This window comes from Pseudomonas sp. SMV7, from assembly GCF_052041995.1.
Lineage (GTDB): Bacteria > Pseudomonadota > Gammaproteobacteria > Pseudomonadales > Pseudomonadaceae > Aquipseudomonas.
Map to the genome: position 1 here is coordinate 41,785 of NZ_JBKGGT010000025.1, position 25,704 is coordinate 67,488.

The 25,704-nt window shown below is 64.2% G+C and carries 22 protein-coding genes; 16 read left to right on the forward strand and 6 right to left on the reverse strand.

The window, feature by feature from the left end; all coding sequences use genetic code 11:
* Window positions 1–32: 32 nt before the first annotated feature.
* The 9 genes from gltR (at window position 33) to ACLEJP_RS23160 (ending at window position 10,368) form a co-directional block, all read left to right on the forward strand.
* Window positions 33–758 carry a two-component system response regulator GltR gene (gene gltR, locus ACLEJP_RS23120; protein ID WP_225780586.1) on the forward strand — a complete coding sequence of 242 codons (726 nt, stop codon included), beginning with the start codon at window positions 33–35 and terminating at the stop codon, window positions 756–758.
* The gene (locus tag ACLEJP_RS23125) at window positions 739–2,193 is read left to right on the forward strand and encodes an ATP-binding protein (RefSeq protein WP_440810277.1); all 1,455 of its coding nucleotides are present in this window, start codon (window positions 739–741) and stop codon (window positions 2,191–2,193) included. Before gltR ends, ACLEJP_RS23125 begins: the two co-directional genes overlap by 20 nt.
* A gap of 128 nt (window positions 2,194–2,321) precedes the next feature.
* Window positions 2,322–3,572 (forward strand): D-mannose isomerase, encoded by a 1,251-nt coding sequence (locus tag ACLEJP_RS23130; protein WP_440810280.1) that lies wholly within the window; start codon window positions 2,322–2,324, stop codon window positions 3,570–3,572.
* A gap of 104 nt (window positions 3,573–3,676) precedes the next feature.
* Entirely contained in the window at window positions 3,677–4,975 is a 1,299-nt protein-coding gene (locus tag ACLEJP_RS23135) for an ABC transporter substrate-binding protein (RefSeq protein ID WP_440810283.1), read from the forward strand.
* 132 nt (window positions 4,976–5,107) lie between these two features.
* Window positions 5,108–6,016, forward strand: a complete 909-nt coding sequence (locus tag ACLEJP_RS23140; protein WP_170028457.1) for a carbohydrate ABC transporter permease — start codon at window positions 5,108–5,110, stop codon at window positions 6,014–6,016.
* On the forward strand, window positions 6,009–6,854 hold the full coding sequence (locus ACLEJP_RS23145) for a carbohydrate ABC transporter permease (RefSeq protein WP_440810285.1): 846 nt from the start codon (window positions 6,009–6,011) through the stop codon (window positions 6,852–6,854). The genes ACLEJP_RS23140 and ACLEJP_RS23145 overlap by 8 nt, the downstream gene beginning before the upstream one ends.
* 3 nt (window positions 6,855–6,857) lie before the next feature.
* Window positions 6,858–8,012, forward strand: coding sequence for an ABC transporter ATP-binding protein (locus ACLEJP_RS23150; protein ID WP_440810286.1), 1,155 nt, complete (start codon window positions 6,858–6,860; stop codon window positions 8,010–8,012).
* 41 nt (window positions 8,013–8,053) lie between these two features.
* Complete coding sequence (locus ACLEJP_RS23155) at window positions 8,054–9,397, forward strand: carbohydrate porin (protein ID WP_170028460.1); 1,344 nt, start codon at window positions 8,054–8,056, stop codon at window positions 9,395–9,397.
* 116 nt (window positions 9,398–9,513) lie between these two features.
* On the forward strand, window positions 9,514–10,368 hold the full coding sequence (locus tag ACLEJP_RS23160; protein ID WP_440810289.1) for a D-hexose-6-phosphate mutarotase: 855 nt from the start codon (window positions 9,514–9,516) through the stop codon (window positions 10,366–10,368).
* On the opposite strand, the gene hexR is transcribed toward ACLEJP_RS23160, so the two are convergent.
* Entirely contained in the window at window positions 10,361–11,224 is an 864-nt protein-coding gene (hexR, locus tag ACLEJP_RS23165) for a DNA-binding transcriptional regulator HexR (RefSeq protein WP_169774905.1), read from the reverse strand. The two genes, ACLEJP_RS23160 and hexR, sit on opposite strands and share 8 nt — an antisense overlap.
* A gap of 211 nt (window positions 11,225–11,435) precedes the next feature.
* Between hexR and zwf the strand changes: the two genes are divergently transcribed.
* The 3 genes from zwf to ACLEJP_RS23180 are packed head-to-tail and all read left to right on the forward strand — an operon-like array spanning window position 11,436 to window position 14,303.
* Window positions 11,436–12,905 (forward strand): glucose-6-phosphate dehydrogenase, encoded by a 1,470-nt coding sequence (gene zwf, locus ACLEJP_RS23170; protein ID WP_440810291.1) that lies wholly within the window; start codon window positions 11,436–11,438, stop codon window positions 12,903–12,905.
* Entirely contained in the window at window positions 12,892–13,605 is a 714-nt protein-coding gene (pgl, locus tag ACLEJP_RS23175; protein WP_440810294.1) for a 6-phosphogluconolactonase, read from the forward strand. Before zwf ends, pgl begins: the two co-directional genes overlap by 14 nt.
* 17 nt (window positions 13,606–13,622) lie before the next feature.
* Window positions 13,623–14,303, forward strand: a complete 681-nt coding sequence (locus tag ACLEJP_RS23180) for a bifunctional 4-hydroxy-2-oxoglutarate aldolase/2-dehydro-3-deoxy-phosphogluconate aldolase (protein ID WP_440810297.1) — start codon at window positions 13,623–13,625, stop codon at window positions 14,301–14,303.
* Between the two features lie 238 nt (window positions 14,304–14,541).
* On the opposite strand, the gene leuA is transcribed toward ACLEJP_RS23180, so the two are convergent.
* The 4 genes from leuA to ACLEJP_RS23200 form a co-directional block, all read right to left on the reverse strand.
* The gene (gene leuA / locus ACLEJP_RS23185; RefSeq protein ID WP_289134075.1) at window positions 14,542–16,215 is read right to left on the reverse strand and encodes a 2-isopropylmalate synthase; all 1,674 of its coding nucleotides are present in this window, start codon (window positions 16,213–16,215) and stop codon (window positions 14,542–14,544) included.
* A 432-nt stretch (window positions 16,216–16,647) separates the two neighbouring features.
* Window positions 16,648–17,475 (reverse strand): peptidoglycan DD-metalloendopeptidase family protein, encoded by an 828-nt coding sequence (locus ACLEJP_RS23190; protein ID WP_440810299.1) that lies wholly within the window; start codon window positions 17,473–17,475, stop codon window positions 16,648–16,650.
* Between the two features lie 3 nt (window positions 17,476–17,478).
* Window positions 17,479–18,858, reverse strand: a complete 1,380-nt coding sequence (gene xseA, locus ACLEJP_RS23195) for an exodeoxyribonuclease VII large subunit (protein ID WP_440810301.1) — start codon at window positions 18,856–18,858, stop codon at window positions 17,479–17,481.
* A gap of 113 nt (window positions 18,859–18,971) precedes the next feature.
* Window positions 18,972–19,850 (reverse strand): LysR substrate-binding domain-containing protein, encoded by an 879-nt coding sequence (locus ACLEJP_RS23200; RefSeq protein WP_440810303.1) that lies wholly within the window; start codon window positions 19,848–19,850, stop codon window positions 18,972–18,974.
* A gap of 97 nt (window positions 19,851–19,947) precedes the next feature.
* Between ACLEJP_RS23200 and ACLEJP_RS23205 the strand changes: the two genes are divergently transcribed.
* The 4 genes from ACLEJP_RS23205 (at window position 19,948) to guaA (ending at window position 24,524) form a co-directional block, all read left to right on the forward strand.
* Entirely contained in the window at window positions 19,948–20,703 is a 756-nt protein-coding gene (locus ACLEJP_RS23205) for a TSUP family transporter (RefSeq protein WP_440810305.1), read from the forward strand.
* A 51-nt stretch (window positions 20,704–20,754) separates the two neighbouring features.
* Entirely contained in the window at window positions 20,755–21,312 is a 558-nt protein-coding gene (locus tag ACLEJP_RS23210) for a sugar ABC transporter ATPase (protein WP_440810306.1), read from the forward strand.
* A gap of 86 nt (window positions 21,313–21,398) precedes the next feature.
* The gene (gene guaB / locus ACLEJP_RS23215; RefSeq protein WP_225780604.1) at window positions 21,399–22,868 is read left to right on the forward strand and encodes an IMP dehydrogenase; all 1,470 of its coding nucleotides are present in this window, start codon (window positions 21,399–21,401) and stop codon (window positions 22,866–22,868) included.
* A 78-nt stretch (window positions 22,869–22,946) separates the two neighbouring features.
* Window positions 22,947–24,524 carry a glutamine-hydrolyzing GMP synthase gene (gene guaA / locus ACLEJP_RS23220; protein WP_225780605.1) on the forward strand — a complete coding sequence of 526 codons (1,578 nt, stop codon included), beginning with the start codon at window positions 22,947–22,949 and terminating at the stop codon, window positions 24,522–24,524.
* 66 nt (window positions 24,525–24,590) lie between these two features.
* On the opposite strand, the gene ACLEJP_RS23225 is transcribed toward guaA, so the two are convergent.
* A complete protein-coding gene (locus tag ACLEJP_RS23225; protein ID WP_440810309.1) occupies window positions 24,591–25,535 on the reverse strand; it encodes a helix-turn-helix transcriptional regulator in 945 nt (314 codons plus the stop codon).
* Window positions 25,536–25,704: the final 169 nt, after the last annotated feature.

Here is a 25,704-nt window from a genome sequence, read left to right on the forward strand (position 1 = left end):
AGACCTGTAACCAGACAATAGGAATGACCACCTTGAGCACTGCCGGTAAATCGATCCTGATGGTCGACGACGACCAGGAAATCCGTGAACTGCTGCAAACCTACCTGAGCCGTTCCGGCTTCCAGGTGCATGCCGAAGCCGACGGCAAGGGCTTTCGCCGCGCCCTGGAAACCACCCCTTGCGATCTGGTCATCCTCGACGTCATGTTGCCCGACGAAGACGGCTTCAGCCTGTGCCGTTGGGTACGCCAGCACCCGCGCCAGGCGCGGGTGCCGATCATCATGCTCACCGCCAGCTCGGACGAAGCCGACCGGGTCATCGGCCTGGAACTGGGCGCCGACGACTACCTGGGCAAACCGTTCAGCCCGCGCGAATTGCAAGCGCGGATCAAGGCCCTGCTGCGCCGTGCCGAGTTCGGCCAGGCGGCGCCGGGCAGCGCCGTGCTGGCCTTCGACGACTGGCGCCTGGACACGGTCAGCCATCGCCTGTTTCATCGCGACGGCGAGGAGGTGATGCTCTCCGGCGCCGACTTTGCCCTGCTCAAGCTGTTCCTCGACCACCCCCAGCAGATCCTTGACCGCGACACCATCGGCAACGCCACCCGCGGCCGCGAGCCGATGCCGCTGGACCGCATCGTCGACATGGCGGTGAGTCGCCTGCGCCAGCGCCTGCGCGATACCGACAAACCGCCCCGGCTGATCCGCACCGTGCGCGGCAGTGGCTACCTGCTGGCTGCCCATGTCTGCAGTGCCTCCTGAGCGGCGCTGGCGGCTGCTACCGCGCTCTTTGCTGGGGCGCATGCTGCTGCTGACCTTGCTGGTGGTGCTGCTGGCCCAGGGGCTGTCCAGCATCATCTGGGTCGCCCAGTTGCGCGCCAGCCAACTGCAAGGCCTGCGCGCCAGCGCCAGCAGCCTGGCCCACTCGATGAGCGCCAGCGTCAGCTACTTTCGGTCGTTGCCGGTGGGCTACCGGCCCATGGTGCTCGACCAGCTGCGCAGCATGGGCGGCACGCGCTTCTTCGTGTCGCTCAACGCCAAGCCGCTGGACATGCCAGTGCTGCCTGTCACCGCGCGCAAGCAGGCGGTGATCGACGTGTTCCAGCAGGTGCTGCACGAGCGCCTGGGTCCGCAGATGGAGATTTCCGTGGCTTTCGTCGGCCCCGACGACCTGCGCATCTTCAACAGCGGCCTCAAGCTCGACGAGCTGCCACGCTCCTGGGCGCACTACTCGTTGACCCTCGAACCGCTCAACCCGCCGGTGCTGGTGACCCAGATCCGCCTGGGCGAGGGCGAGTGGCTGTACATTGCCTCGCTGCTGCCCGAGCCCTATACCAGCCTGGAAGCCGAACGCCTGCCGCGCCAGCAGATCGGCTTCATCGTGCTGACCACCGTGTTGCTGCTGTTGTTCATCGGCCTGCTGGTGCACTGGCAGAGCTGGCCGCTCAAGCGCCTGGCACGCGCCGCGCGGGAGATGTCGCTGGGTGCCGATGTGGCGCCGGTGGCTGAAGGCGGGGGCAGTGAGGTGGTGGAAGTGGGGCGGGCGTTCAACAGCATGCGCGAACGAATCAGCCGCTACCTGACCGAGCGTAGCCAGCTGTTCAGCGCCATTTCGCATGACCTGCGCACCCCGATCACCCGCCTGCGCCTGCGCGTCGAGCTGCTGGAGGACGAACGCCTGCAGGCCAAGTTCAGCCAGGACCTGGATGAACTGGAGTTGCTGGTCAAAGGTGCCCTGCAATGCGTGAAGGACACCGACATTCACGAAAACATCGAGCCGGTCGATCTCAACCAGGTACTGGAGATCCTGGCCGAGCCATACCTGGGCGATGGCCGCATCACCCTCGAAGGTCGGGCGCTGGCGCCGTACCCGGGCAAGCCGCTGGCGCTGCGACGGTGCATCGGCAACCTGATCGACAATGCCATCAAGTACGGCGAGCGGGCTCGGTTACGCATCATCGACAGCGCCGAGGGTTTCGTGCTGCAGGTCGACGACCACGGGCCGGGGGTGCCCGAGCAGCAGCTGGAGCAGGTGTTCGAGCCGCACTTTCGCCTGGCGGGGCAGCAACAGGGCTACGGGCTGGGATTGGGGATCGCACGCAACATCGCCCATAGCCATGGCGGTGAGGTGAGCCTGCTCAATCTGCGCAAGGGCGGGTTGCGGGTGACCTTGTACCTGCCGCGGGGCATGGACTGACGGGCTGTATTACCGGTGCCGACAAGCGAAATGTCACGGCATGGTGACAATCCGCCGGCCCTTCGTGACATCCCGCCCGACCGCGCTGACTAAAATTCGCCCACGACTGGCAAGGATCAAGCTGGCCCATGAATACGCATAACCTGCCTGCCACCCATTGGCTCGACACCCCGGCCCACAGCGCCTGGCGCCTGGCCGAAGCGCAGCGCCTGCTGGCGTTCGCCAAGGCTGCGAAACTGCCCGACGGCTTTGGCAGTCTCGATGCCAGGGGGCAGCTTCCCCCCGGCGCACGCGCCGATACCCTGAACACCGCGCGCATGACCCACTGCTTCGCCCTGGCCCACCTGCAGGGGCTGCCCGGTTACCTGGCTTATGTCGAACACGGCGTCGCGGCTCTGCGCGGCGCCATGCGGGATGCCACCTACGGCGGCTGGTTCGCCCACCCCGAGGGTGATACCGACAGCGGCAAGACGGCCTACCTGCATGCCTTCGTCGGCCTGGCAGCCAGCTCGGCCGTGCTGGCCGACGCTGTCAATGCCTCCGCCCTGCTGGAAGACGCGGTGCAGATGCTTGACGCGCATTTCTGGAGCGAAGAGGAGGGTGCCCTCAGGGAAACCTTCTCCCGTGCTTGGCAGCTGCCCGAGCCGTACCGTGGCGCCAACAGCAACATGCACGCGGTGGAAGCCTTCCTGACCCTGGCCGACGTCACCGGCCACAGCCTCTGGCTGCACCGCGCCCTGCGCATCGCCGAGCGCATCATCCATAACCATGCCGCTGCCAACGGCTACCGTGTCATCGAGCATTTCGACGCTCTCTGGCAGCCACTACCGCACTACAACCAGGAGCGCCCTGCCGACCAGTTCCGGCCCTATGGCAGCACGCCCGGGCATGCGCTGGAATGGGCGCGGCTGCTGCTGCACCTGGAGGCCAGCCTCGATCGGGCCGGCCTGGATGCCCCGGGCTGGCTGCACGACGACGCCCGCGCGCTGTTCGACGCGGCCTGCCTGCAGGCGTGGAACGTCGATGGCGCGGAGGGGTTCGTCTACACCCTGGACTGGGCCGATCGCCCGGTGGTGCGCGCGCGCCTGCATTGGGTGCACGCCGAGGCCTGCGCCGCTGCGGCGGCCCTGCTGCAACGCACCGGCGAGGCGCAATACGAGCAGTGGTACCGGCGCTGCTGGGACTTCATTGCCAACCATTTCATCGACCTGGCTGCGGGCAGCTGGCACCACGAACTCGATGCGCACAACCAGCCGGCCGGGACGCTGTGGCCGGGCAAGCCCGACCTCTACCATGCCTACCAGGCGCTGCTGTTGCCAGGCTTGCCATTGGCGCCGAGCCTGGCCAGCTGCCTGGCTGGCAATGTAACCAAACGATGACATTCGCGCGTCGCTTCGTTACCTGACGAGGCGTGCACGCTGTTTAGACTCAATGCAACGCAAGCGACCGACTTGCACGGCATAACAACAAGAAAGGTGCTTCGATGAACTCCACGTTTCGTCTCGCTGCCGCAATTTCCATCGCCTCGCTCGGGGCTTCGCTGTTTCCACTGACTACCCTGGCTGCCGATTCCAAAGGCAGTGTCGAGGTGGTGCACTGGTGGACATCCGGTGGTGAAAAAGCGGCGGTCGATGTGCTCAAGGCCCAGGTCGAGAAAGATGGCTTTACCTGGAAGGACGGCGCTGTCGCTGGCGGCGGTGGTGCCACGGCCATGACCGTACTCAAGAGCCGCGCCGTGGCGGGCAACCCGCCGGGTGTCGCGCAGATCAAGGGCCCGGACATCCAGGACTGGGCAGCCACCGGCTTGCTCGACGCCGATGTGCTCAAGGATGTGGCCAAGGAAGAGAAGTGGGACACGCTGCTCGACAAGAAGGTCGCTGACACCGTGAAGTATGACGGTGACTACGTCGCCGTACCGGTGAACATCCACCGCATCAACTGGCTGTGGATCAACCCCGAAGTCTTCAAGAAAGCCGGCATCGACCAGGCGCCGTCCACCCTCGACGAGTTCTACGCCGCCGCCGACAAGCTCAAGGCTGCCGGCTTCATCCCGCTCGCCCACGGCGGCCAGCCATGGCAGGACAGCACCGTATTCGAAAGCGTGGTGCTGGCGGTGATGGGTGTCGATGGCTACAAGAAGGCCCTGGTCGACCTCGACAATGCGGCACTGACCGGCCCGCAGATGATCAAGGCGCTGACCGAGCTGAAGAAGGTCGCCACCTACATGGACCCGGATGGCAAGGGCCAGGACTGGAACCTCGAAGCGGCCAAGGTCATCAACGGCAAGGCCGGCATGCAGATCATGGGTGACTGGGCCAAGAGCGAATGGACCCTGGCGAAGAAAACCGCCGGCAAGGACTACCAGTGCGTGCCATTCCCCGGTACGGACAAGGCGTTCCTGTACAACATCGACTCGCTGGTGGTGTTCAAGCAGAACGACGAAGGCACCGCCGCCGGCCAGCAGGACATTGCACGCAAGGTGCTGGGCCAGGACTTCCAGAAAGTTTTCAGTATCAACAAGGGCTCCATCCCGGTACGCAACGACATGCTCGCCGACATGGGCAAGTATGGTTTCGATGCCTGCGCGCAAACCTCCGCCAGGGACTTCCTCGCCGACGCCAAGAGCGGCGGGCTGCAGCCGAGCATGGCGCACAACATGGCCACCACGTTGGCTGTGCAGGGGGCGTTCTTCGATGTGGTGACCAACTACATCAACGACCCGAAGGCCGACCCGGCCGATGCGGCGAAGAAGCTGGCGGCGGCGATCAAGGCAGCCCAGTAAAGCCATTCGCGGGCAAGCCCGCTCCCACAGGCTCGGCGTCCTGCCCAGGACCTGTGGTGAGCAGGCCCCCTGTGGGAGCGGGCGTGCCCGCGAAGCGGTGCAAAGCATCGCCTTTACCTCGAGATCCACAACATGACCACAACAACCGCCCAACTGCGGGCCTCACCCCTGGACGCGCTCCAGCGCTGGCTGCCCAAGCTGGTACTGGCGCCAAGCATGTTCATCGTCCTGGTGGGCTTCTATGGCTACATCCTCTGGACCTTTGTCCTGTCCTTCACCACGTCGACCTTCCTGCCGACCTACAAGTGGGCCGGCCTGGCCCAGTACGCCCGGCTGTTCGACAACGATCGCTGGTGGGTGGCGAGCAAGAACCTGCTGCTGTTCGGCGGCCTGTTCATTGCCATCAGCCTGGTCATCGGCGTGCTGCTGGCAGTCCTGCTGGACCAGCGTATCCGCCGCGAAGGCTTCATCCGCACCATCTACCTGTACCCCATGGCGCTGTCGATGATCGTCACCGGCACTGCCTGGAAGTGGCTGCTCAACCCGGGCATGGGCCTGGACAAGCTGCTGCGTGACTGGGGCTGGGAGGGTTTCCGCCTGGACTGGCTGATCGACCCGGACCGGGTGGTGTACTGCCTGGTGATCGCTGCGGTCTGGCAGGCATCGGGCTTCATCATGGCGATGTTCCTCGCCGGCCTGCGCGGTGTCGACCCATCGATCATTCGCGCCGCCCAGATCGACGGCGCCAGCCTGCCGCGCATCTACTGGCGTGTGGTGCTGCCCAGCCTGCGCCCGGTGTTCTTCAGCTCGCTGATGATTCTCGCGCACATTGCCATCAAGAGCTTTGACCTGGTGGCGGCGATGACTGCCGGCGGACCGGGTTATTCCTCCGACCTGCCGGCGATGTTCATGTATTCATTCACCTTCAGCCGCGGGCAGATGGGCATGGGCTCGGCCAGCGCCATTCTCATGCTCGGGGCGATCCTGGCGATCCTCGTGCCTTACCTGTACTCGGAGCTGCGGAGCAAGCGCCATGCATAGCCCTGTCGACAAACCGCTGCTGAGCCTCAGCCGCATCGCCATCCACACGGTACTGTTGCTGGCCGTGTTGCTGTACCTGGTGCCGCTGGTGGTGATGCTGCTGACCAGCTTCAAGACCCCGGACGATATCAGCACCGGCAACCTGCTGAGCTGGCCGGTGGTGTTCAGCGGTATCGGTTGGGTCAAGGCCTGGGCCACGGTCAGCGGTTACTTCTGGAACTCGATCATGATCACCGTGCCGGCGGTACTGATTTCCACCGCCATTGGCGCGTTGAACGGCTATGTGCTGTCGATGTGGCGCTTCCGCGGCTCGCAGCTGTTCTTCGGCCTGCTGCTGTTCGGTTGCTTCCTGCCGTTCCAGACCGTGCTGCTGCCGGCCTCGTTCACCCTTGGCAAGCTCGGCCTGGCCAGCACCACCAGCGGCCTGGTGCTGGTGCACGTGGTCTATGGCCTGGCCTTTACCACGCTGTTCTTCCGCAACTTCTACGTCAGCATCCCTGATGCGCTGGTCAAGGCTGCGCGGCTGGATGGCGCCGGGTTCTTCACCATCTTCCGCCGCATCATCCTGCCGATGTCCACGCCGATCATCATGGTCTGCCTGATCTGGCAATTCACCCAGATCTGGAACGACTTCCTGTTTGGCGTGGTGTTCTCCAGCGGCGACTCGCAACCGATCACCGTGGCCTTGAACAACCTGGTCAACACCAGTACCGGGGCCAAGGAATACAACGTCGACATGGCGGCGGCGATGATCGCCGGTCTGCCAACCCTGCTGGTCTACGTGGTGGCAGGCAAATATTTCGTCCGCGGCCTGACGGCTGGCGCGGTAAAGGGGTAAGTCATGGCAACGCTCGAACTTCGCAATGTGAACAAGACCTACGGCAGCGGCCTGCCGGACACCCTCAAGGACATCCAGCTGTCGATCAAGGATGGCGAGTTCCTGATCCTGGTCGGCCCGTCGGGCTGCGGCAAGTCGACCCTGATGAACTGCATTGCCGGCCTGGAGCAGATCACCGGTGGGGCGATCCTCATCGACCAGCAGGATGTCAGCGGCATGAGCCCCAAGGACCGCGACATCGCCATGGTGTTCCAGTCGTATGCGCTGTACCCGACCATGAGTGTGCGCGAGAACATCGAGTTCGGCCTGAAGATCCGCAAGTTGCCCCAGGCGGCCATTGACGAGGAGGTGGCGCGGGTGGCCAAGCTGCTGCAGATCGAACATCTGCTGGCGCGCAAACCGGCACAGCTGTCCGGCGGCCAGCAGCAGCGCGTGGCCATGGGCCGGGCCCTGGCGCGGCGGCCGAAGATCTACCTGTTCGATGAACCGCTGTCCAACCTCGATGCCAAGCTGCGCGTCGAGATGCGCACCGAAATGAAGCTGATGCACCAGCGCCTGAAGACCACCACCGTGTACGTCACCCATGACCAGATCGAGGCCATGACCCTGGGCGACAAGGTGGCGGTGATGAAGGACGGCATCATCCAGCAGTTCGGCACCCCGCAACAGATCTACAACGACCCGGCCAACCAGTTTGTCGCCAGCTTCATCGGTTCGCCGCCGATGAACTTCATCCCGGTGCGCCTGACCAAACAGGATGGCCGCCTGCTGGCGCTGCTCGACAGCGGCCAGGCGCGTTGCGAACTGCCTCTGGGGCTGGCTGCCGACGAACACGAGGGGCGCGAGATCATTCTGGGTATCCGCCCCGAGCAGATCGCGTTGGGCACCGCAGAGGGCAACGGCTTGCCGGGCATCCGCGCCGAGGTGCAGGTGACCGAGCCTACCGGGCCGGACCTGCTGGTGTTCGTTACCCTCAACCAGACCAAGGTTTGCTGCCGCCTGGCGCCCGATGTGGCGTGCCAGGTAGGTGACAACCTGAACCTGCAGTTCGACCCGGCCCGGGTGCTGCTGTTCGACGCCGACAGCGGCGAGCGCCTGCACCTGGCCAGCTCTGCCGCAGCAGTAAAGGACAACGTGGCTCACTTCAAGGGCCGTTGATTCGTCTACACCATCAATAAGAAAAAAGAGGACGCAAAGGGATGGAACAGCGCAAACGCATCAGGACATTGGGCTCGCTGGCCTTGCTTGCCATCGTTGGCAGCAGCGGCGCGCAGGCTGCCGAGGCCTTTTCCAGCGAATCGAAGTGGATGACCGGCGACTGGGGCGGCACCCGCACCGAACTGCTGGAAAAAGGTTACGACTTCACCCTGGATTATGTCGGCGAGGTAGCCGGCAACCTGCACGGCGGCTACAACGACGACAAGACCGCGCGCTACAGCGACCAGTTCGCCCTGGGCGCACACCTGGACCTGCAGAAAATCCTCGGCTGGCACGACGCCGAGTTCAAACTGGCGATCACCGAGCGCAGTGGCCGCAACCTGTCCAATGACCGCATCAGCGACCCGCGCGCCGGGCAGTTCAGCTCGGTGCAGGAAGTGTGGGGCCGCGGCCAGACCTGGCGCCTGACGCAGATGTGGGTCAAGCAGAAGTACTTCGACGGCGCGCTGGACGTGAAATTCGGCCGCTTCGGCGAAGGCGAGGACTTCAACAGCTTCCCTTGCGACTTCCAGAACCTGGCCTTCTGCGGCTCGCAGGTGGGCAACTGGGTCGGTGGCATCTGGTACAACTGGCCGGTCAGCCAGTGGGCACTGCGGGTCAAGTACAACATCACCCCGGAATTCTTCGTCCAGGTCGGCGCCTTCGAGCAGAACCCTTCCAACCTGGAAACCGGCAACGGCTTCAAGCTCAGCGGCAGCGGCACCAAGGGCGCGATATTGCCAGTGGAAGCGGTGTGGTCACCCAAGGTCAACGGCCTGCCGGGTGAGTACCGCCTGGGTTACTACTACAGCACGGCCAAGGCCGATGATGTGTTCGACGATGTCAACGGCAACCCGCAGGCGCTGACTGGCGAAGCCTTCAAGTCGCACTCCAGCAAGCATGGCTGGTGGGTCGTGGCACAGCAGCAGGTGACCGCCCACGCTGGCGATGTCAACCGCGGCCTGAGCCTGTTCGCCAACTTCACCGTGCACGACAAGGCCACCAACGTGGTCGACAACTACCAGCAGGTCGGGTTGGTCTACAAAGGCGCCTTCGACGCCCGGCCCAAGGACGATATCGGTTTTGGCGTGGCACGCATTCATGTAAACGACGACGTGAAGAAGCGCGCCGAGCTGCTCAATGCCCAGAGCGGTATCGACGATTACGACAATCCCGGCTTCGTGCCGCTGCAACGCACTGAGTACAACGCCGAGCTCTATTACGGCTTCCACGTCACCAACTGGCTGACCGTGCGGCCCAACCTGCAGTACATCAAGAGCCCCGGCGGGGTCGACGAGGTGGACAATGCGCTGGTCGCAGGCTTGAAGATTCAGTCGTCATTCTAAGGGCAGTTGTTGTAAATTTACGCCAATCCAATTTCGGCTCCCGGCACCCACTGGCCTGCAGTGGGTGTTGGGGATAGGTCGAGACAGCGCTATCTCAAACAACAAGAGCCCTGAACATGCCCGAACATCCGCTTCATCGCTTCTTTACCTCGCAGCGGCCCCGGCCGACATTCGAGTGGGAGCGTTACCAGCAGCGCGATGTGCTGATCATCGACCACCCACGCTGCCAGGCGGTGTTCAGCCGCCAGGGCGCGCAACTGCTGCACTTCCAGCCGGCCGGCGAACGGCCCTGGCTGTGGTGTGCCGAGCAGTGGCCGCAGGTCGGGGCGATCCGCGGTGGCGTGCCGGTGTGCTGGCCCTGGTATGGCCGTCACCCCAGCGAAGACCTGTGGCCGGCCCATGGCTGGGCGCGCCTGCTGGACTGGAAACTGGTCGACAGCCGCGAGGACGAGGAGGGCGTTACCCTGAAGTGGCGGCTGGACCTGTGCGACTGGCAGGTCGACCTGCATGCGCGGCTGGGCAGCCGCATGGAGCTGAGCCTGAGCACCGAGCACCAGGACAGCGAACCCTGCCAGCTGAGCCATGCCCTGCTGGCCTACTGGTGTATCAGTGACGTGTCCGAGATAGCGCTGTCCGGGCTCGAGGACATCGAAGGCTATGACCGCCTCAACCGCCAGGCCTGCCGCGAGGATGGCGCGCTGAAGCTCAAGGGCGGCTGCCAGAAGGTCTACCCCGGCACGCCACGGGTGCAACTGCAGGACCCGGCCTGGCAGCGAGAGTTGTGCATCGATACCGGCGACAGTGACGACACCGTGGTCTGGCACCCGGGCAATCGCCCGCTGATGGGGGTGAGCGGCCGCGAATGCCAGCGCTTCGTCTGCGTCGAGGCCGCCAGCGGCAGTGGCGAAGGCCTGAGCCTGGCGCCGGGGCAGCGAGCCCACCTGCGTTTGCAGGCGCACCGGCTCAGTTGAGTTCGTCGTCCTCGATCGGGTAGCGGCTGGCGTTGAGGCTTTCCTTGATCTTGCGCAGGTGCGGCTGGAAGTCCACGCCACGGCGCAAGGTCATGCCGGTGGCCAGCACATCGAGCACGGTCAGCTGGATGATCCGCGAGGTCATCGGCATGTAGATATCGGTGTCTTCCGGCAGCGGAATATGCAGGCTCAGGCTGCAGGCATTGGCCAATGGCGAACCGGCGGCCGTCAGGCCCAGCACTGAGGCACCGTTTTCCCGGGCAAGACGCGCCACTTCGACCAGTTCGCGGGTACGTCCGGTATAGGAAATGATCACGAACAGGTCGCCGGTGTGGGCGACCGAGGCCAGCATGCGTTGCATCAGAACGTCGGCGTGGGCCGACACTGCCAGGTTGAAGCGGAAGAACTTGTGCTGGGCATCCAGCGCCACCGGGGCAGAGGCGCCCAGGCCGAAGAAGTGGATCTGCCGCGCCTGGATCATCATGTCCACGGCACGGCTGACCTGCTGTGGGTCGAGTTGCTGGCAGGCGCTGTCGAGCGAGGCGATGGCACTGGCGAAGATCTTCTGGGTATAGGCTGCCGGATCATCGTCGGCCTCTACCGCGCGGCTGACATAAGCGGCGCCGCTGGCCAGGCTCTGCGCCAGTTGCAGCTTGAGTTCGGGGTAGCCGCTGACGCCGAACGAGCGGCAGAAGCGGTTGACGGTCGGCTCGCTGACCTTGGCCGCCTGGGCCAGCGCAGCGATGCTGAAACGGGTGGCTTGTTGCGGGTTGAGCAGGATGACTTCGGCGACTTTGCGTTCGGCCTTGTTCAGCTCGTCGAGGCGTCCCTGGATCTGTTCCAGGAGGTTTCGCACGCGGTCCATGGGTGTGTCCTTGGGTCGGGAAGACAGCCGGCTGTGGGAGCAGCAGGCTTTTTGCACGGTCGTCTATCGTACTGTCGGCGCGGTTGGCGTACCACTTGTCTGTAACACTTGTGTCGAATGTTGTGGTTTTTACTACATTATCCCTTGAAAACCGTATGTGAAAGCGGTATTCCTAGACCAACTTTAGGAAAGAACCAACATCATGGCTGCGATCAGTGTCGAACCTTGCACCTTTGCCCTGTTTGGCGCCCTTGGCGACCTGGCATTGCGCAAGCTGTTTCCAGCGCTCTACCAACTCGACCGGGCCAACCTGTTGCACCCGGATACCCGCCTGCTCGCCCTGGCCCGCGAGGCCGGTACGGCACAGCAACACCTGGACAGTATCGAAGCGCACCTGCGCCGGCATGTGCCCGAGGCCGACATAGAGCCGGCGGCGCTGGGGCGCTTCCTTGCCCGGCTGAGCTACCAGCACCTGGACTTCCTCCAGCCCGAGGGCTATCAGGCACTGGCTGAACAGTTGCAGGCCGAGCAGCCGCTGATTGCCTATTTCGCCACGGCGGCGGCGGTGTACGGCGCCATCTGCGAGAACCTCGACAAGGCCGGTCTGGCCGAGCGCACCCGGGTGGTGCTGGAGAAGCCCATCGGCCACGACCTGGAGTCGTCGCGCCGGGTCAATGACGCCGTGGCGCGGTTCTTCCCCGAGAACCGGGTCTACCGCATCGACCACTATCTGGGCAAGGAGACGGTGCAGAACCTGATCGCCCTGCGCTTCGCCAACAGCCTGTTCGAAACCCAGTGGAACCAGAACTCCATCTCCCATGTGGAGATTACCGTCGCCGAGAAGGTCGGTATCGAAGGCCGCTGGGGCTACTTCGACAAGGCCGGGCAACTGCGCGACATGATCCAGAACCACCTGTTGCAGCTGCTGTGCCTGATCGCCATGGACCCGCCCAGCGAACTGTCTGCCGATGCCATCCGTGACGAGAAGGTCAAGGTGCTCAAGGCCCTGACACCGATCACCGGTGAAGGCCTGAGCACCCGTGTGGTGCGTGGCCAGTACATTGCCGGCTACAGCGATGGCAAGCCGGTGCCGGGCTACCTCGAGGAAGACAACGCCAACGCCCAGAGTGACACCGAAACCTTTGTCGCCCTGCGTGCCGACATCCGCAACTGGCGCTGGTCGGGCGTGCCGTTCTACCTGCGTACCGGCAAGCGCATGCCGCAGAAACTGTCGCAGATCGTCATCCATTTCAAGGAAACGCCGCACTACATCTTCGCCCCGGAACAGCGTTTGCAGATCGGTAACAAGCTGATCATCCGCCTGCAACCGGACGAAGGCATTTCCTTGCGGGTAATGACCAAGGAGCAGGGCCTGGACAAAGGCATGCAACTGCGCAGCGGCCCGTTGCAATTGAATTTTTCCGACACCTGGCGCAGCGCGAGGATTCCGGATGCCTACGAACGGCTGTTGCTCGAGGTGATGCGCGGCAACCAGAACCTGTTCGTGCGCAAGGACGAAATCGAATATGCCTGGAAGTGGTGCGACCAACTGATCGCCGGCTGGCGTAATGCGGGCGATGCGCCGAAACCTTATGCGGCCGGTTCCTGGGGGCCGATGAGCTCGATTGCTCTGATCACACGCGACGGGAGGGCGTGGTATGGGGATATCTGAACTGAAACTGCCAGGCTCGGTGAACGTACACGAGCTGGCGAATGCCAAGGCCCTGGCCGTGCGCCAGGCGCATGACGTGGCTGCACGCCTGCGTGAGGCGATCGCCAGCAAGGGCCAGGCCTGCGTGGTGCTGTCTGGCGGTCGCAGCCCGGTACCGTTTCTCGAACAGCTGGCCAGCGAAGACCTCGACTGGGCCAGGGTCACCGTCAGCCTGGCCGATGAGCGTTGGGTGCCGGTGGAACACGCCGACAGCAATGCCGGCCTGCTGGCCCGTCATCTGTTCAAGGGCGCAGCGGTCAAGGCCCGTTTCATTGGCTTGTACCAGCAGGCGGCAAACCTCGACGCCGCCGCCATCAAGGCCGACCAGGCCCTGGCCGAGCTACCGCCGATCGATGTGCTGGTGCTGGGCATGGGTGACGATGGCCATACCGCCTCGCTGTTCCCCGCCAGCCCCAACCTGGAGGCCGGCCTCGACCTGGCCAACCCGCGCCGCTGCCTGCCTTTGCTGGCACCGAGCGTACCGCGCCAGCGCCTGTCGATGACCCGCGCACTGCTGGCCAGTGCTGCTTTCACTGCGCTGTCCGTGCAAGGGCAGGGCAAACTCGCTACCCTGCGCGCCGCGCTGGCTGGCACCGACCTTACGGAAATGCCGATTCGCGCTTTTCTTCACGCCCCCCTGGACATCTACTGGTGCCCATGAGCCAAGGATCCACAGTCATGACCACCCTCGAACGCCCACAGCCCAAGCTCTCGATGGCCGATAAAGCCGCACGGATCGATGCCATTTGCGAAAAGGCGCGCATCCTGCCGGTGATCACCATCGCCCGCGAGGAAGACATCCTGCCCTTGGCTGATGCCCTGGCCGCCGGCGGTATCCGTACCCTGGAAGTGACCTTGCGCTCCCAGCATGGCCTCAAGGCCATCCAGGTACTGCGCGAGCAGCGCCCGGAGCTTTGTGTTGGTGCCGGCACCGTGCTCGATCGCCGCATGTTCGCGGCCGTCGAAGCTGCCGGAGCGCAGTTCGTCGTCACCCCCGGCATTACCCAGGACATTCTCGAAGCGGGTGTAGACAGCGAGATCCCGTTGCTGCCGGGCATCAGCACGCCCTCCGAAATCATGATGGGCTACGCCCTGGGTTATCGCCGTTTCAAGCTGTTCCCGGCAGAAATCTGCGGCGGCGTCGCGGCTATCAAGGCCTTTGGTGGCCCGTTCGGCGACATTCGCTTCTGCCCGACTGGTGGGGTCAACCCGGGCAACGTGCGCAATTACATGGCGCTGCCGAATGTGATGTGCGTGGGGGGCACCTGGATGCTCGACAGCAGCTGGATCAAGAACGGCGACTGGGCGCGGATCGAGGCGTGCAGTGCCGAGGCGATTGCGTTGCTGGACGCCAACTGAATCTGTTGTGTGCTTTACGGCTTATGGGGCGCTTGGTCAGCGCCCCTTTTTTTGCCTGGAATTCTTCTGCTGTCTGTACCGGCCCTTTCGCGGGCTTGCCCGCCCCCACAAGTATCGCGCTGCTCTCAGGTGCCGTGCAGTACCTGTGGGAGCGGGCGAGCCCGCGAAAGGGCCGGCACAGGCCAACAAAAAAGCCCGCATCAGACGATGCGGGCTTTCTTGTTCACCATGGTAGGGCTCAGGCCGCCTTGGCTTCCTGCTGGCTCAGCGAGCGGTTCAGTGCGCTGAACAGGGCCTTGAAGCTGGCCGTGGTGATGTTTTCATCGATACCCACGCCGTGTACCGGGCGGCCACCGGCCACGCGCAGTTCGATGTAAGCCGCAGCCTTGGCATTGGTACCGGCGCCAATCGCGTGTTCGTTGTAGTCCATGATCTCGACGGCAATCGGCAGGCCGGCCACCAGGGCTTCCAGCGCGCCATTACCCTTGCCGCGCCAGTGCAGGGTGGTTTCGCCTTCGCCGGCCACTTCCACTTCCACGGAACTGTTGCCGTTTTCTTCCTGCAGGCGGTGGCTGACCAGCGCATACGGGGCGTTGGCCTGGAGGTATTCCTTGTGCAGCAGGCTGTAGATCTGCTGGGCGGTCATTTCCAGGCCCAGGCGGTCGGTTTCACCCTGTACCACCTGGCTGAACTCGATCTGCATGCGGCGCGGCAGGCTGATGCCGTATTCCTGTTCGAGCAGGTAGGTGATGCCGCCTTTGCCCGACTGGCTGTTGACGCGAATCACTGCTTCATAGCTGCGACCGATATCGGCCGGGTCGATCGGCAGGTACGGCACTTCCCACAGCTCGCCTTCCTGTTGCTTGGCGAAGCCCTTGCGAATGGCGTCCTGGTGCGAGCCGGAGAAGGCGGTGTGGACCAGGTCGCCCACGTACGGGTGACGCGGGTGCACCGGCAACTGGTTGCACTCTTCGACCACCTTGCGCACGCCATCGATGTCGGAGAAGTCCAGCAGCGGGTCGATGCCCTGGGTGTAGAGGTTCAACGCCAGGGTCACCAGGTCGACGTTGCCGGTACGTTCGCCGTTGCCGAACAGGCAGCCTTCGGCGCGGTCGGCACCGGCCATCAGGCCCAGCTCGGTGGCGGCGATGCCGGTGCCACGGTCGTTGTGGCAGTGCAGGCTGATGATCACGCTGTCGCGACGGCTGATGTTGCGGCAGAACCACTCGATCTGGTCGGCGTACACGTTCGGCGTGGAGACTTCCACGGTGGCCGGCAGGTTGAGGATGATCTTGTGCTCAGGCGTGGGGTTCCATACCTCGATGACCGCGTCGCAGACTTCCTTGGCGAACTCCATTTCGGTGGCGCTGAAGGTTTCTGGCGAGTACTGGAAGGTCCACTGGGTTTCTGGCTGCTGCGCGGCGTATTTGACGAACAGCTTGGCCGCGTTCACCGCGATGTCCTTGACGCCTTGCTTGTCCTGGTTGAAGACAATGCGGCGGAACGACGGGCTGGTGGCGTTGTACAGGTGGACGATGGCCTTCTTCGCGCCGCGCAGCGACTCGAAGGTGCGCGCGATCAGGTCTTCACGGGCCTGGGTGAGCACCTGGATGGTGGTGTCGTCCGGGATGTGGCCGTCTTCGATCAGCATGCGCACGAAGTCGAAATCGGTTTGCGAAGCGGACGGGAACGAGGCTTCGATTTCCTTCACGCCAACTTGCACCAGGGTCTTCCAGAAGCGCAGTTTCTTCTCCGAATCCATCGGCTCGATCAGCGACTGGTTGCCATCACGCAGGTCGGAGCTGCACCAGATCGGCGCGGCAGTGATGGTCTTCGACGGCCAGGTACGGTCAGGCAGGTCGATGGTCGGGAAGGCACGGTACTTCTTCGAAGGGTCTTTGAGCATGGTCATGGAAGCAATCCTTTTGTGTGCGGCCGAGATCGGGCCTGCCGAGCGATAACGAGATGAATGGGCGAGGCGACGCGATTCAGCCTGGTAGTCGGGCGCTGACCAGGCAGAGGCTGCAATGTTGTCGGAGCAGGATGAGGGTGCTGAAGGTTTTCATGCCCTCAACCCTAACCAGTGGGTTGGGGGATGGCAAGCGTTCAGAAAAAATTGAGAGGAATGCTTAAAAAAAGCTGTTGGGCGAGATTTTATAGCTTGATTTAGCCGGGTGCTTATTTATTTTTGCGTGGTATTTTTCGATGGCGCAACACGGTTGAACTGATGTCGACTGTGTTGGCCTCTTCGCGGGCGCACCCGCTCCCACAGGTACGATGCAGCCTCAAGACGCAGCGCAATACCTGTGGGAGCGGGCATGCCCGCGAAGCAGGCACCGCGGTCTCAGGGCTGGAACGCCCCGATGAAAATCGCCGGATCCACCCGCGCGTCATTGAGGCTGACATTCCAGTGCATGTGCGGCCCGGTAGCCCGCCCGGTCGAGCCCACCCGGCCGACCACGTCCCCCCGGCGCAGTAACTGGCCCACCTGTACATCGATCTTCGACATGTGGCAGAACATGCTGATGAAGCCCTGCCCATGGTCGACGAACACGGTGCGGCCATTGAAGAAGTAGTCCCCCACCAGGATCACCTTGCCGTTGGCCGGGGTCTTGATCGGCGTGCCAGCCGGCACCGCGAAGTCCAGCCCGGCATGCGGGTTGCGTTCTTCGCCATTGAAGAAGCGCCGTACGCCAAACTTGCTCGACAGCGGGCCATTGACCGGCTTGTCGAGAATCAGGTTGCTCGGCAGGGCCGGGCTGAAGCTGCGGTAGGCCGCGATCTGCTCCGCCAGTTCGCGGTCGATGCGTTTGAGGTCGGCCGGGTTCGGGTTGACCTGGCGGGTATTCTTCAGGGTAATGCGTTGTTCGGGGTATTTCTTGCTGCCGACGGTAAACGGCAGGGTGCGGTCGCCCTGGCTCAGCAGTGCAGTACCCGGCTTCTGGGTCAGCGGAATGCCGACGATGGCCAGCCAGTTGTCCTGCTCCTTCACCACCAGCACCGGCTTGCCGTCGAAGCGCGCGCTCGGCGCGCTGGCGGCGGGGCCCAGGTCGACCACCGCAACGCCGCCGGGTACCGGCTTGTTCAGCGTGCGGGTGATATAGCTGGCCTGGGCGCCGCCGGCCAGCAGCAGGAGGGAGAGGGCAAGCAGGGACGCGAGCAGGCGAGGCATGTGTCAGTCCAGAAGTGAAAGGGTGACCGGGGTCAGGTGGTTGTCTTCGACCCGCACCGACAGCTCGCCTTCGTTGAGACGGGCGGTCAGGCGCTGGCCGTTGCGGGTCTGCTGCGCGCTGCGGATGGCCCGGCCCTGCTCGTCCAGCAGGATGCTGTAGCCGCGGGCGAGGGTGGCCAGCGGGCTGACCACCTGCAGGGTCTGCAGTTGGGCCTGGAAGCGCTGGCGGCGGTCCTTGAGTACCTCGCGCATGGCCCGTGGCAGGCGTTCGGCCAGGCTGTCCAGGCGCTGGCCCAGCAGTTTCAGGGTGCGCCCCGGGTGCTGCGCGGCCAGGCGGGTATCCAGCCGTGCCAGGCGTTCGTGGCGCTTGTTGAGGCTGAGCATGAACGCCCGGCGCAGGCGCATGTCCAGGTCGTCCAGGCGCTGCGCCTGCTGGCGCAGGCGTTCGCCCGGGTGACGCAAGCGTCGGCTCAGCGATTCGAGGCGCAGGCGGTCGTGGCTCAGGCGGTTCTGCATGCGCAACAACAGGCGCCGTTGCAGGCCATCCAGGCGTTGCTGCAGGCCGCTGCTGTCGGGCGCCAGCAGCTCGGCAGCGGCCGACGGCGTGGGCGCGCGCACGTCGGCGACGAAGTCGCTGATCGAGACATCGGTTTCATGGCCCACGGCGCTGACGATCGGCGTGACGCAGGCCGCCACGGCGCGTGCCACGGCTTCTTCGTTGAAGCACCACAAGTCTTCCAGCGAGCCGCCACCTCGGGCCAGGATCAGCGCATCGAAACCGAGGCTGTCGGCCAGGCGGATGGCGCGCACGATCTGGGCAATCGCTTCGCGCCCCTGCACGGCGGTGGGGATCAGGTTCAGTTCCACCTGCGGGGCGCGGCGAGCGAATACGCTGATGATGTCGCGGATCACCGCGCCGGTGGGCGAGGTAATGATGCCGATGCGCTGCGGATGGGCGGGCAGCGGCTGCTTGCGTTCGGCGCTGAACAGCCCTTCGCCGCCAAGCTTTTCCTTCAGTGCCTCGAAGGCCAGGCGCAAGGCGCCATCACCGGCCGGCTCGACGGTGTCGAGGATCAGCTGGTAGTCGCCGCGCCCCTCGAACAGCGAAACCTTGCCCCGTACCCGCACCGCCAGGCCGTCGCGCAGGGCCTGGCGCACCCGTGTGGCGTTCTGCCGGAACAGCGCGCAGCGCACCTGGGCGCCGCTGTCCTTGAGGGTGAAGTACATGTGGCCGGACGCCGGGCGGGCGAGGTTGGAAATCTCGCCTTCCACCCACACGCTGCGGAACACGTCTTCCAGCAGCACGCGGGCGCGGCCGTTGAGTTGGCTGACGGTCAGAACCTCGCGGTCCAGGCCGAGTCGTTCGAAGGGGTCTCTGATCATGCCGGGCATCATAAAGGACATCGGCCCCGGTTGTCTGTCCCGGCCCCCGTGGTCGGATTTGCGCAATCCCTGCGGGAGCGAGTCAACCGCGAACAGCGGCGTAGCCTTTGCCATCAACCGCGCATCGCTGCCACGAATTGACTGACCATCTGCCCCGCATCTCGCCGGCAAGCCAGCGCCACAGTGCTCTCACAGTCGCCCTCCAAGGCAACGAAACTGACCGACGCCGGCGCAATCTCACGCATGCATTGCGGCAACAGCGCTACCCCGAAGCCCGCCTGTATCAGCTGTAGTTGTGTGGTCTTGCGCGACAGCACCTGCGCCGCCTGCGGAAAGAAACCTGCCGCCATGCACAACGAGGCCGACAGGTAGCTCAGCCCGCCACGGTCCCGGTGCGGGATGGAAATGAAGCGTTCCTCGCGCAACTGTTCCAGCTTCACCTGTGCTGCGCCGGCGAGGGGATGCCCGGCGGCGACCGCCAGCAGCAGCGGCTCACTGAACAGCTCCTGCAGCATTACCCCTTCATGCTGGCGCAGCACCGGCAGGCGCAGCAGGCCAATATCCAGCCGACCGGCGGCGATATCCTCAAGCTGCGCCTCCGACGATTGCTGGGCGATTTCCAGCGCAATGCCCGGATTGCCGCTCAGGTAGCTGCCCAGGCGAGCCAGCAACGGGCCGGTCAGCGGCACCGTGCTGGAGTGGTTCAGGCGCAGGCTGCCTTGGCGCCCCTCGCCAATGTCGCGGGTGACCCGCTCGGCCTGCGCCAGTTCCGCCAGCAGCCGGCGCGCGCGTTCCAGGAACGCCTGGCCAGCCAATGTCAGGCGTGGCAGGCGTGCCGTGCGCTCGAACAGCGGAGTACCCAATTGCTGTTCCAGTTCCTTGATCTGTCGGCTCAGTGCCGACTGGGCGATGTACAGCCGTTCGGCTGCCGCACTGAAGCTGCCGCTTTCGGCGATTTCCACGAAGTAACGCAACTGGCGAATCGACGTCATGTCATGCCTTTTCGAGATGGCTGGGGCGATAAAGACATATTAGTCGGCATGGCTCATGGCTGGCTAACCTTTGCCTGTCTTCTGTGGAACTGCTGCCATGCTCGCGCAACTGTCGTTTTCCGGCCTCGACTGGCTACCCATCCTGCTTGGCGTGGGCGCCGCCTACATCGTGTTCGGCATTGCCGGGTTCGGCACCGCGCTGGTGGCCGGGCCGATTCTGATCCACTTCATGCCGTTGTCGCGGATCATTCCGTTGCTGGTACTGCTCGACTTCGTGGCCGCCTTTGGCAACCTGCTGCCCTCGCGCCGCGATGTGGTGCGCGGCGAGCTGCTGCGGTTGCTGCCGTTCATGGCCATCGGTTGCGCGCTGGGCGTGGTGTTCCTGTTGCAGTTGAAGTCCGACCTGCTACTGCTGCTGATGGGGCTGTTCGTCACCGCCTATGCGCTGTACGGGCTGGCGGTCAAGGTGCGGCCGGCCAGCCTGTCCGGCTTGTGGGCGGCGCCGCTGGGCACGGCGGGCGGAATGTTCGGCGCCTTGTTCGGCAGCGGCGGCTTCCTTTACGCGCTGTACCTGAGTGCGCGGCTGGAAGCGAAGGAGCAGGTTCGCGCCACCCAGAGCGCGCTGATCAGCTGCAGTACGGTGGTGCGCCTGACGCTGTTCCTGGTCGCCGGCGTGTATGCCGACCAGAGTCTGTTGCTGCTCGCTGCCTGCCTGCTGCCGGTGATGGGCGCCGGGCTCTGGGCCGGGCGCAGGCTGACCCACCGCCTGTCCCGCGAAGCCTTCGTGCGCCTGGTCACCTGGTTGGTACTGGCCAGCGGGCTGGCGCTGATCGGTCGCTACCTGAGTACCTGAGCAGGCGGTAGAATTGCAGCACAACCGCAGTTTTTCAGGCTTGCCCCGTTCATGAACACCCAGAGCATCATCGTTCCCAAACTGTCCAGCGTACCGGTGCACGAAGCCCGGGCCCGCGCCATCCTGCGCTGGCTGGTGCGCGAAAAGGTCGTCGAGGAGCAGCTGTCCACCTGTGGCCGTACCGGCAACCGCATGGGTCATGCCTTGGCCGAAGGCGCCCGCAAAGTGGCCCTGCACCCGGAAAGACTGCCCTTCGGCGAGCCGGTCAACGGCCTCGAAGTGATGCTCAAGCGCTGCATCTATACGCCCACCGAAGGTTTCCTCGAAGAAGCCGGTTGCCCGGAGTGCCGGCGCGAGGTGGGCGAGCCGCTGTTCGAAAGCCTGGAAGAATGGATGCCGGCGGTGAGCGACAACTTCACCTGCCCGCTGTGCGGCTTTGAAGACGACATCAATGGCTTCATTTTTCTGCAGCCATGTGCCTTTTCCAACCTCGGGTTCATCTTCAACAACTGGGGCGAGGCCGGGTTCACCCCGGCCTTTCTCGACAGCTTCGCCGACTGGCTCGACCAGCCGGTGGCGGTGGTACAGGTAAAACTGCCACAAGGCTGACCGAAGGCCCTTATTTTGCATTGAGCGGCGCGCCGTGCATGAGTATAATGGCGCGCTTCCATTTTTCCCGCCCGGGAGCCCCCGCGATGCTGCGTATCAGCCAAGAAGCCCTGACCTTCGACGATATCCTCCTTGTACCTGGCTATTCCGAGGTACTGCCCAATGAAGTCAGTCTCAAGACCCGTTTGACCCGCGGCATCGAGCTGAACATTCCGCTGGTTTCCGCCGCCATGGATACCGTGACCGAAGCGCGCCTGGCCATTGCCATGGCCCAGGAAGGCGGTATCGGCATCATCCACAAGAACATGACCATCGAACAACAGGCCAGCGAAGTGCGCAAGGTCAAGAAGTTCGAGGCTGGCGTGGTCAAGGACCCGATCACCATCGACGCCGACGCCACCGTGCGCGACCTGTTCGACCTGACCCGCCTGAACAACATCTCCGGCGTTCCGGTGCTGGCCAATGGCGACCTGGTCGGTATCGTCACCTCCCGTGACGTGCGCTTCGAAAGCCGCCTGGACGCCAAGGTGCGTGAGGTGATGACCCCGAAAGAGCGTCTGGTCACCGTCCGCGAAGGCGCCGACAAGAACGAAGTCCGCGAGCTGCTGCACAAGCACCGCCTGGAAAAAGTCCTGATCGTCGACGACAAGTTCAACCTCAAGGGCATGATGACCGTCAAGGACATCGAGAAGGCCAAGGCCTACCCGCTGGCCAGCAAGGACGACCAGGGTCGCCTGCGCGTCGGTGCCGCCGTCGGTACCGGCAAGGACACCGGCGAGCGCGTTGCCGCCCTGGTTGCCGCCGGCGTTGACGTGGTGGTCGTCGACACCGCTCACGGTCACTCCAAAGGCGTTATCGACCGCGTTCGCTGGGTGAAGGAGAACTACCCGCAAGTGCAGGTGATCGGCGGCAACATCGCCACCGGCGCTGCGGCCAAGGCCCTGGCCGAAGCCGGCGCCGATGCCGTCAAGGTCGGTATCGGCCCAGGCTCGATCTGCACCACCCGTATCGTTGCCGGTGTCGGCGTGCCGCAGATCAGCGCCATCGCCAACGTCGCTGCAGCACTGGAAGGCACTGGCGTGCCGCTGATCGCCGACGGTGGCATCCGTTTCTCCGGTGACCTGTCCAAGGCCATCGTCGCCGGTGCTTCCTGCGTGATGATGGGTTCGATGTTCGCCGGTACCGAAGAGGCCCCGGGTGAAGTCGAACTGTTCCAGGGCCGTTCCTACAAGGCCTATCGCGGCATGGGCTCGCTGGGTGCCATGGCACAGGCGCAAGGCTCGTCCGACCGCTACTTCCAGGACTCCTCGGCCGGTGCCGAGAAGCTGGTACCGGAAGGCATCGAAGGCCGCGTTCCCTACAAGGGCGCCCTGGCAGCGATCATCCACCAGCTGATGGGCGGCCTGCGTTCGTCCATGGGCTACACCGGCAGCGCGACCATCGAAGAGATGCGCACCAAGCCGGAGTTCGTGCGCATCACCGGTGCCGGCATGGCCGAGTCCCACGTGCATGACGTGCAGATCACCAAAGAAGCCCCTAACTACCGCGTAGGCTGAGGCTTCCGGCAATACCTGTTAGCGGGGCTGTCACGACAGCCCCGCGTCGTTTCCGATTTCCACTGACGAGATTGAGTCATGGCCCTCGACATTCACGCTCACCGCATCCTGATCCTCGATTTCGGTTCCCAGTACACCCAACTGATCGCCCGCCGCGTGCGCGAGATCGGCGTGTACTGCGAACTGCACCCGTTCGACATGGACGATGAAGCGATCCGTGCATTCAACCCGCGCGGCATCATCCTCGCCGGCGGCCCCGAGTCGGTCCACGAAGCCAACAGCCCACGTGCCCCGCAGGCGGTGTTCGACCTCAACGTACCGGTGCTGGGCATCTGCTACGGCATGCAGACCATGGCCGAACAGATGGGCGGCAAGGTCGAAGGTTCCGACCTGCGTGAATTCGGTTATGCCCGCGTGGACGTGGTCGGCAAGAGCCGCCTGCTCGATGGCATCGAAGACCACATCGACGCCGACGGCCTGCTGGGCCTGGACGTGTGGATGAGCCACGGCGACAAGGTCACCCAGATGCCGAGCAACTTCCACGTGCTGGCCAGCACCCCGAGCTGCCCGATCGCCGGCATGTTCGACGACGCGCGTGGCTACTACGGCGTGCAGTTCCATCCGGAAGTGACCCACACCAAGCAGGGCGGTCGCATCCTGTCCCGCTTCGTGCAGGACATCTGCGGCTGCGAAGCCCTGTGGACGCCTTCCAACATCGTCGAAGACGCCATCGCCCAGGTGCGTGAGCAAGTCGGTTCGGCCAACGTCCTGCTGGGCCTGTCCGGCGGCGTCGACAGCTCGGTGGTTGCCGCGCTGCTGCACCGTGCAATCGGCGACCAGCTGACCTGCGTATTCGTCGACAACGGCCTGCTGCGCCTGCACGAAGGCGACCAGGTAATGGCCATGTTCAAGGAGAACATGGGCGTCAAGGTGATCCGCGCCGACGCTGAAAAGCAGTTCCTCGACAACCTGGCCGGCGAAGCCGACCCGGAGAAGAAGCGCAAGATCATCGGCCGCACCTTCATCGACGTGTTCGACGCCGAAGCCAGCAAGCTGGAAAACATCCAGTTCCTGGCCCAGGGCACCATCTACCCGGACGTGATCGAGTCGGCTGGCGCCAAGAGCGGCAAGGCCCACGTGATCAAGTCGCACCACAACGTGGGTGGCCTGCCGGAGGAAATGAACCTCAAGTTGGTCGAGCCCCTGCGTGAACTGTTCAAGGACGAAGTGCGCAAGATCGGCCTGGAGCTGGGCCTGCCGTACGACATGGTCTACCGCCACCCGTTCCCAGGCCCGGGCCTGGGCGTGCGTATCCTCGGTGAAGTGAAGAAGGAATACGCCGACCTGCTGCGTCGCGCTGACCACATCTTCATCGAAGAGCTGCGCAAGGCGGACTGGTACCACAAGACCAGCCAAGCCTTCGTGGTGTTCCAGCCGGTCAAATCGGTGGGTGTCGTCGGCGATGGCCGTCGCTACGCCTGGGTCGTGGCCCTGCGTGCCGTCGAAACCGTGGACTTCATGACCGCGCGCTGGGCGCACCTGCCGTACGAGCTGCTGGAAACCGTCAGCGGCCGTATCATCAACGAAATCGACGGTATCTCGCGCGTTACCTACGACGTGTCGAGCAAGCCGCCGGCGACCATCGAGTGGGAATGATCCCGCCCCGCGGTTGAACGAAACGGGCCTGCATTGCAGGCCCGTTTCTTTTTATCCGGTCAACCTCTACTCGGCCCCGGGCGTATGCCCGAAATATGCCTTGTAGGCATGGCAGAAGTTGGCCGGGTTGGCATAGCCGACGTGATAGGCAACTTGCGACACCTGCCAGCGACGTTCCAGCAGCAGGGCACGAGCCAGTTCCAGGCGCTGTTGCCGCACGTATTGCAGGATCGAGCGGCCATATTCCTGGCTGAACGCGCGGCGCAAGGTGGTCTCGCTCACGCCCAGCTGGCGGGCCAGGGTTGCAGCTGTAGGCGTGGCGCTCAGGTTGGCATCGAGCTGGCGGCGCGCTTCGATGGCCAGGTCGCGCCACCCCCGGTCCCGGGGTTTTCCGCTGAAGCGGTGGCCGATGAGGTGGTTGGCCAGCTCCAGCACGATGGCCAGGCTCAGGCTTTCGCAATGCAGGCGCCGGAGCCCGCCTGTGTAGGGCGACAGGTACAGCTGCTGAAACAGGCGGCCCACCGTTGGCCACTGCGGCAACTGGTCGAAGCGCATGCCATCGGCGGACAGTGCCAGCAGCGGCTTCAACTGCACGTCGTCGCGGACCAGTTCGAGCAGGTAATCACCGCCAAGACGAACCCCGGCCATGCGGGCGTGGCTGTTGGCGGGTAGCTGGTCCTGCGCTTCCAGGCTTTCACCCAGGCCCAGCATGTGCAACCGGCCAGGGGCATAGTGGTTGAGCTGGCCGTCGATCTTGTGCTGCCACGCACCCTCGAATACCTGCACGAAACACAGGCTCTGTGGCAGCACCTTGTCGATCCTCAACGGCTCGGGGAACTGCAGGTTGCAGTCGAAGTACTGCAACCCGCCGTGCACCGTCTGCGCCTGATAATGGCCGGTCGCGCTGCCCATCACCCGCGCGCTGCGCACATCCAGCACCCCGGCCTCGGCAAGTGAGCCGGGGCTGTCGAAGGAAAAGGCGGTGTCGAGGTAAGGGCTGATCGATCGCATGTGCGCTTCGCATCCTTGGCTGAGGGCGGCATGGCCGTAAATGGTAACGCGTGCACATATTCAGCGACAGCGATTGTGCGCGAGGCGCTGTCTGTTGTGCGAACCGGTCAGCGGGGTTGGCAGCGCGGGCGAGGCTTATTTCAATGTGCGTTTGTTCCAGTTCAGGATG

Excerpts from the sequence above, each read along its gene's own strand:
- ACLEJP_RS23210 (WP_440810306.1), top strand. The coding sequence starts at position 20,755 with ATGAACACCCAGAGCATCATCGTTCCCAAACTGTCCAGCGTACCGGTG.
- zwf (WP_440810291.1), top strand. The coding sequence starts at position 11,436 with ATGGCTGCGATCAGTGTCGAACCTTGCACCTTTGCCCTGTTTGGCGCC.
- guaB (WP_225780604.1), top strand. The coding sequence starts at position 21,399 with ATGCTGCGTATCAGCCAAGAAGCCCTGACCTTCGACGATATCCTCCTT.
- ACLEJP_RS23160 (WP_440810289.1), top strand. The coding sequence starts at position 9,514 with ATGCCCGAACATCCGCTTCATCGCTTCTTTACCTCGCAGCGGCCCCGG.
- ACLEJP_RS23140 (WP_170028457.1), top strand. The coding sequence starts at position 5,108 with ATGACCACAACAACCGCCCAACTGCGGGCCTCACCCCTGGACGCGCTC.
- ACLEJP_RS23145 (WP_440810285.1), top strand. The coding sequence starts at position 6,009 with ATGCATAGCCCTGTCGACAAACCGCTGCTGAGCCTCAGCCGCATCGCC.
- ACLEJP_RS23180 (WP_440810297.1), top strand. The coding sequence starts at position 13,623 with ATGACCACCCTCGAACGCCCACAGCCCAAGCTCTCGATGGCCGATAAA.
- guaA (WP_225780605.1), top strand. The coding sequence starts at position 22,947 with ATGGCCCTCGACATTCACGCTCACCGCATCCTGATCCTCGATTTCGGT.
- ACLEJP_RS23205 (WP_440810305.1), top strand. The coding sequence starts at position 19,948 with ATGCTCGCGCAACTGTCGTTTTCCGGCCTCGACTGGCTACCCATCCTG.
- xseA (WP_440810301.1), bottom strand. The coding sequence starts at position 18,858 with ATGATCAGAGACCCCTTCGAACGACTCGGCCTGGACCGCGAGGTTCTG.
- ACLEJP_RS23155 (WP_170028460.1), top strand. The coding sequence starts at position 8,054 with ATGGAACAGCGCAAACGCATCAGGACATTGGGCTCGCTGGCCTTGCTT.
- ACLEJP_RS23200 (WP_440810303.1), bottom strand. The coding sequence starts at position 19,850 with ATGACGTCGATTCGCCAGTTGCGTTACTTCGTGGAAATCGCCGAAAGC.
- ACLEJP_RS23150 (WP_440810286.1), top strand. The coding sequence starts at position 6,858 with ATGGCAACGCTCGAACTTCGCAATGTGAACAAGACCTACGGCAGCGGC.
- leuA (WP_289134075.1), bottom strand. The coding sequence starts at position 16,215 with ATGACCATGCTCAAAGACCCTTCGAAGAAGTACCGTGCCTTCCCGACC.
- ACLEJP_RS23135 (WP_440810283.1), top strand. The coding sequence starts at position 3,677 with ATGAACTCCACGTTTCGTCTCGCTGCCGCAATTTCCATCGCCTCGCTC.
- pgl (WP_440810294.1), top strand. The coding sequence starts at position 12,892 with ATGGGGATATCTGAACTGAAACTGCCAGGCTCGGTGAACGTACACGAG.
- ACLEJP_RS23225 (WP_440810309.1), bottom strand. The coding sequence starts at position 25,535 with ATGCGATCGATCAGCCCTTACCTCGACACCGCCTTTTCCTTCGACAGC.
- ACLEJP_RS23130 (WP_440810280.1), top strand. The coding sequence starts at position 2,322 with ATGAATACGCATAACCTGCCTGCCACCCATTGGCTCGACACCCCGGCC.
- ACLEJP_RS23190 (WP_440810299.1), bottom strand. The coding sequence starts at position 17,475 with ATGCCTCGCCTGCTCGCGTCCCTGCTTGCCCTCTCCCTCCTGCTGCTG.
- ACLEJP_RS23125 (WP_440810277.1), top strand. The coding sequence starts at position 739 with ATGTCTGCAGTGCCTCCTGAGCGGCGCTGGCGGCTGCTACCGCGCTCT.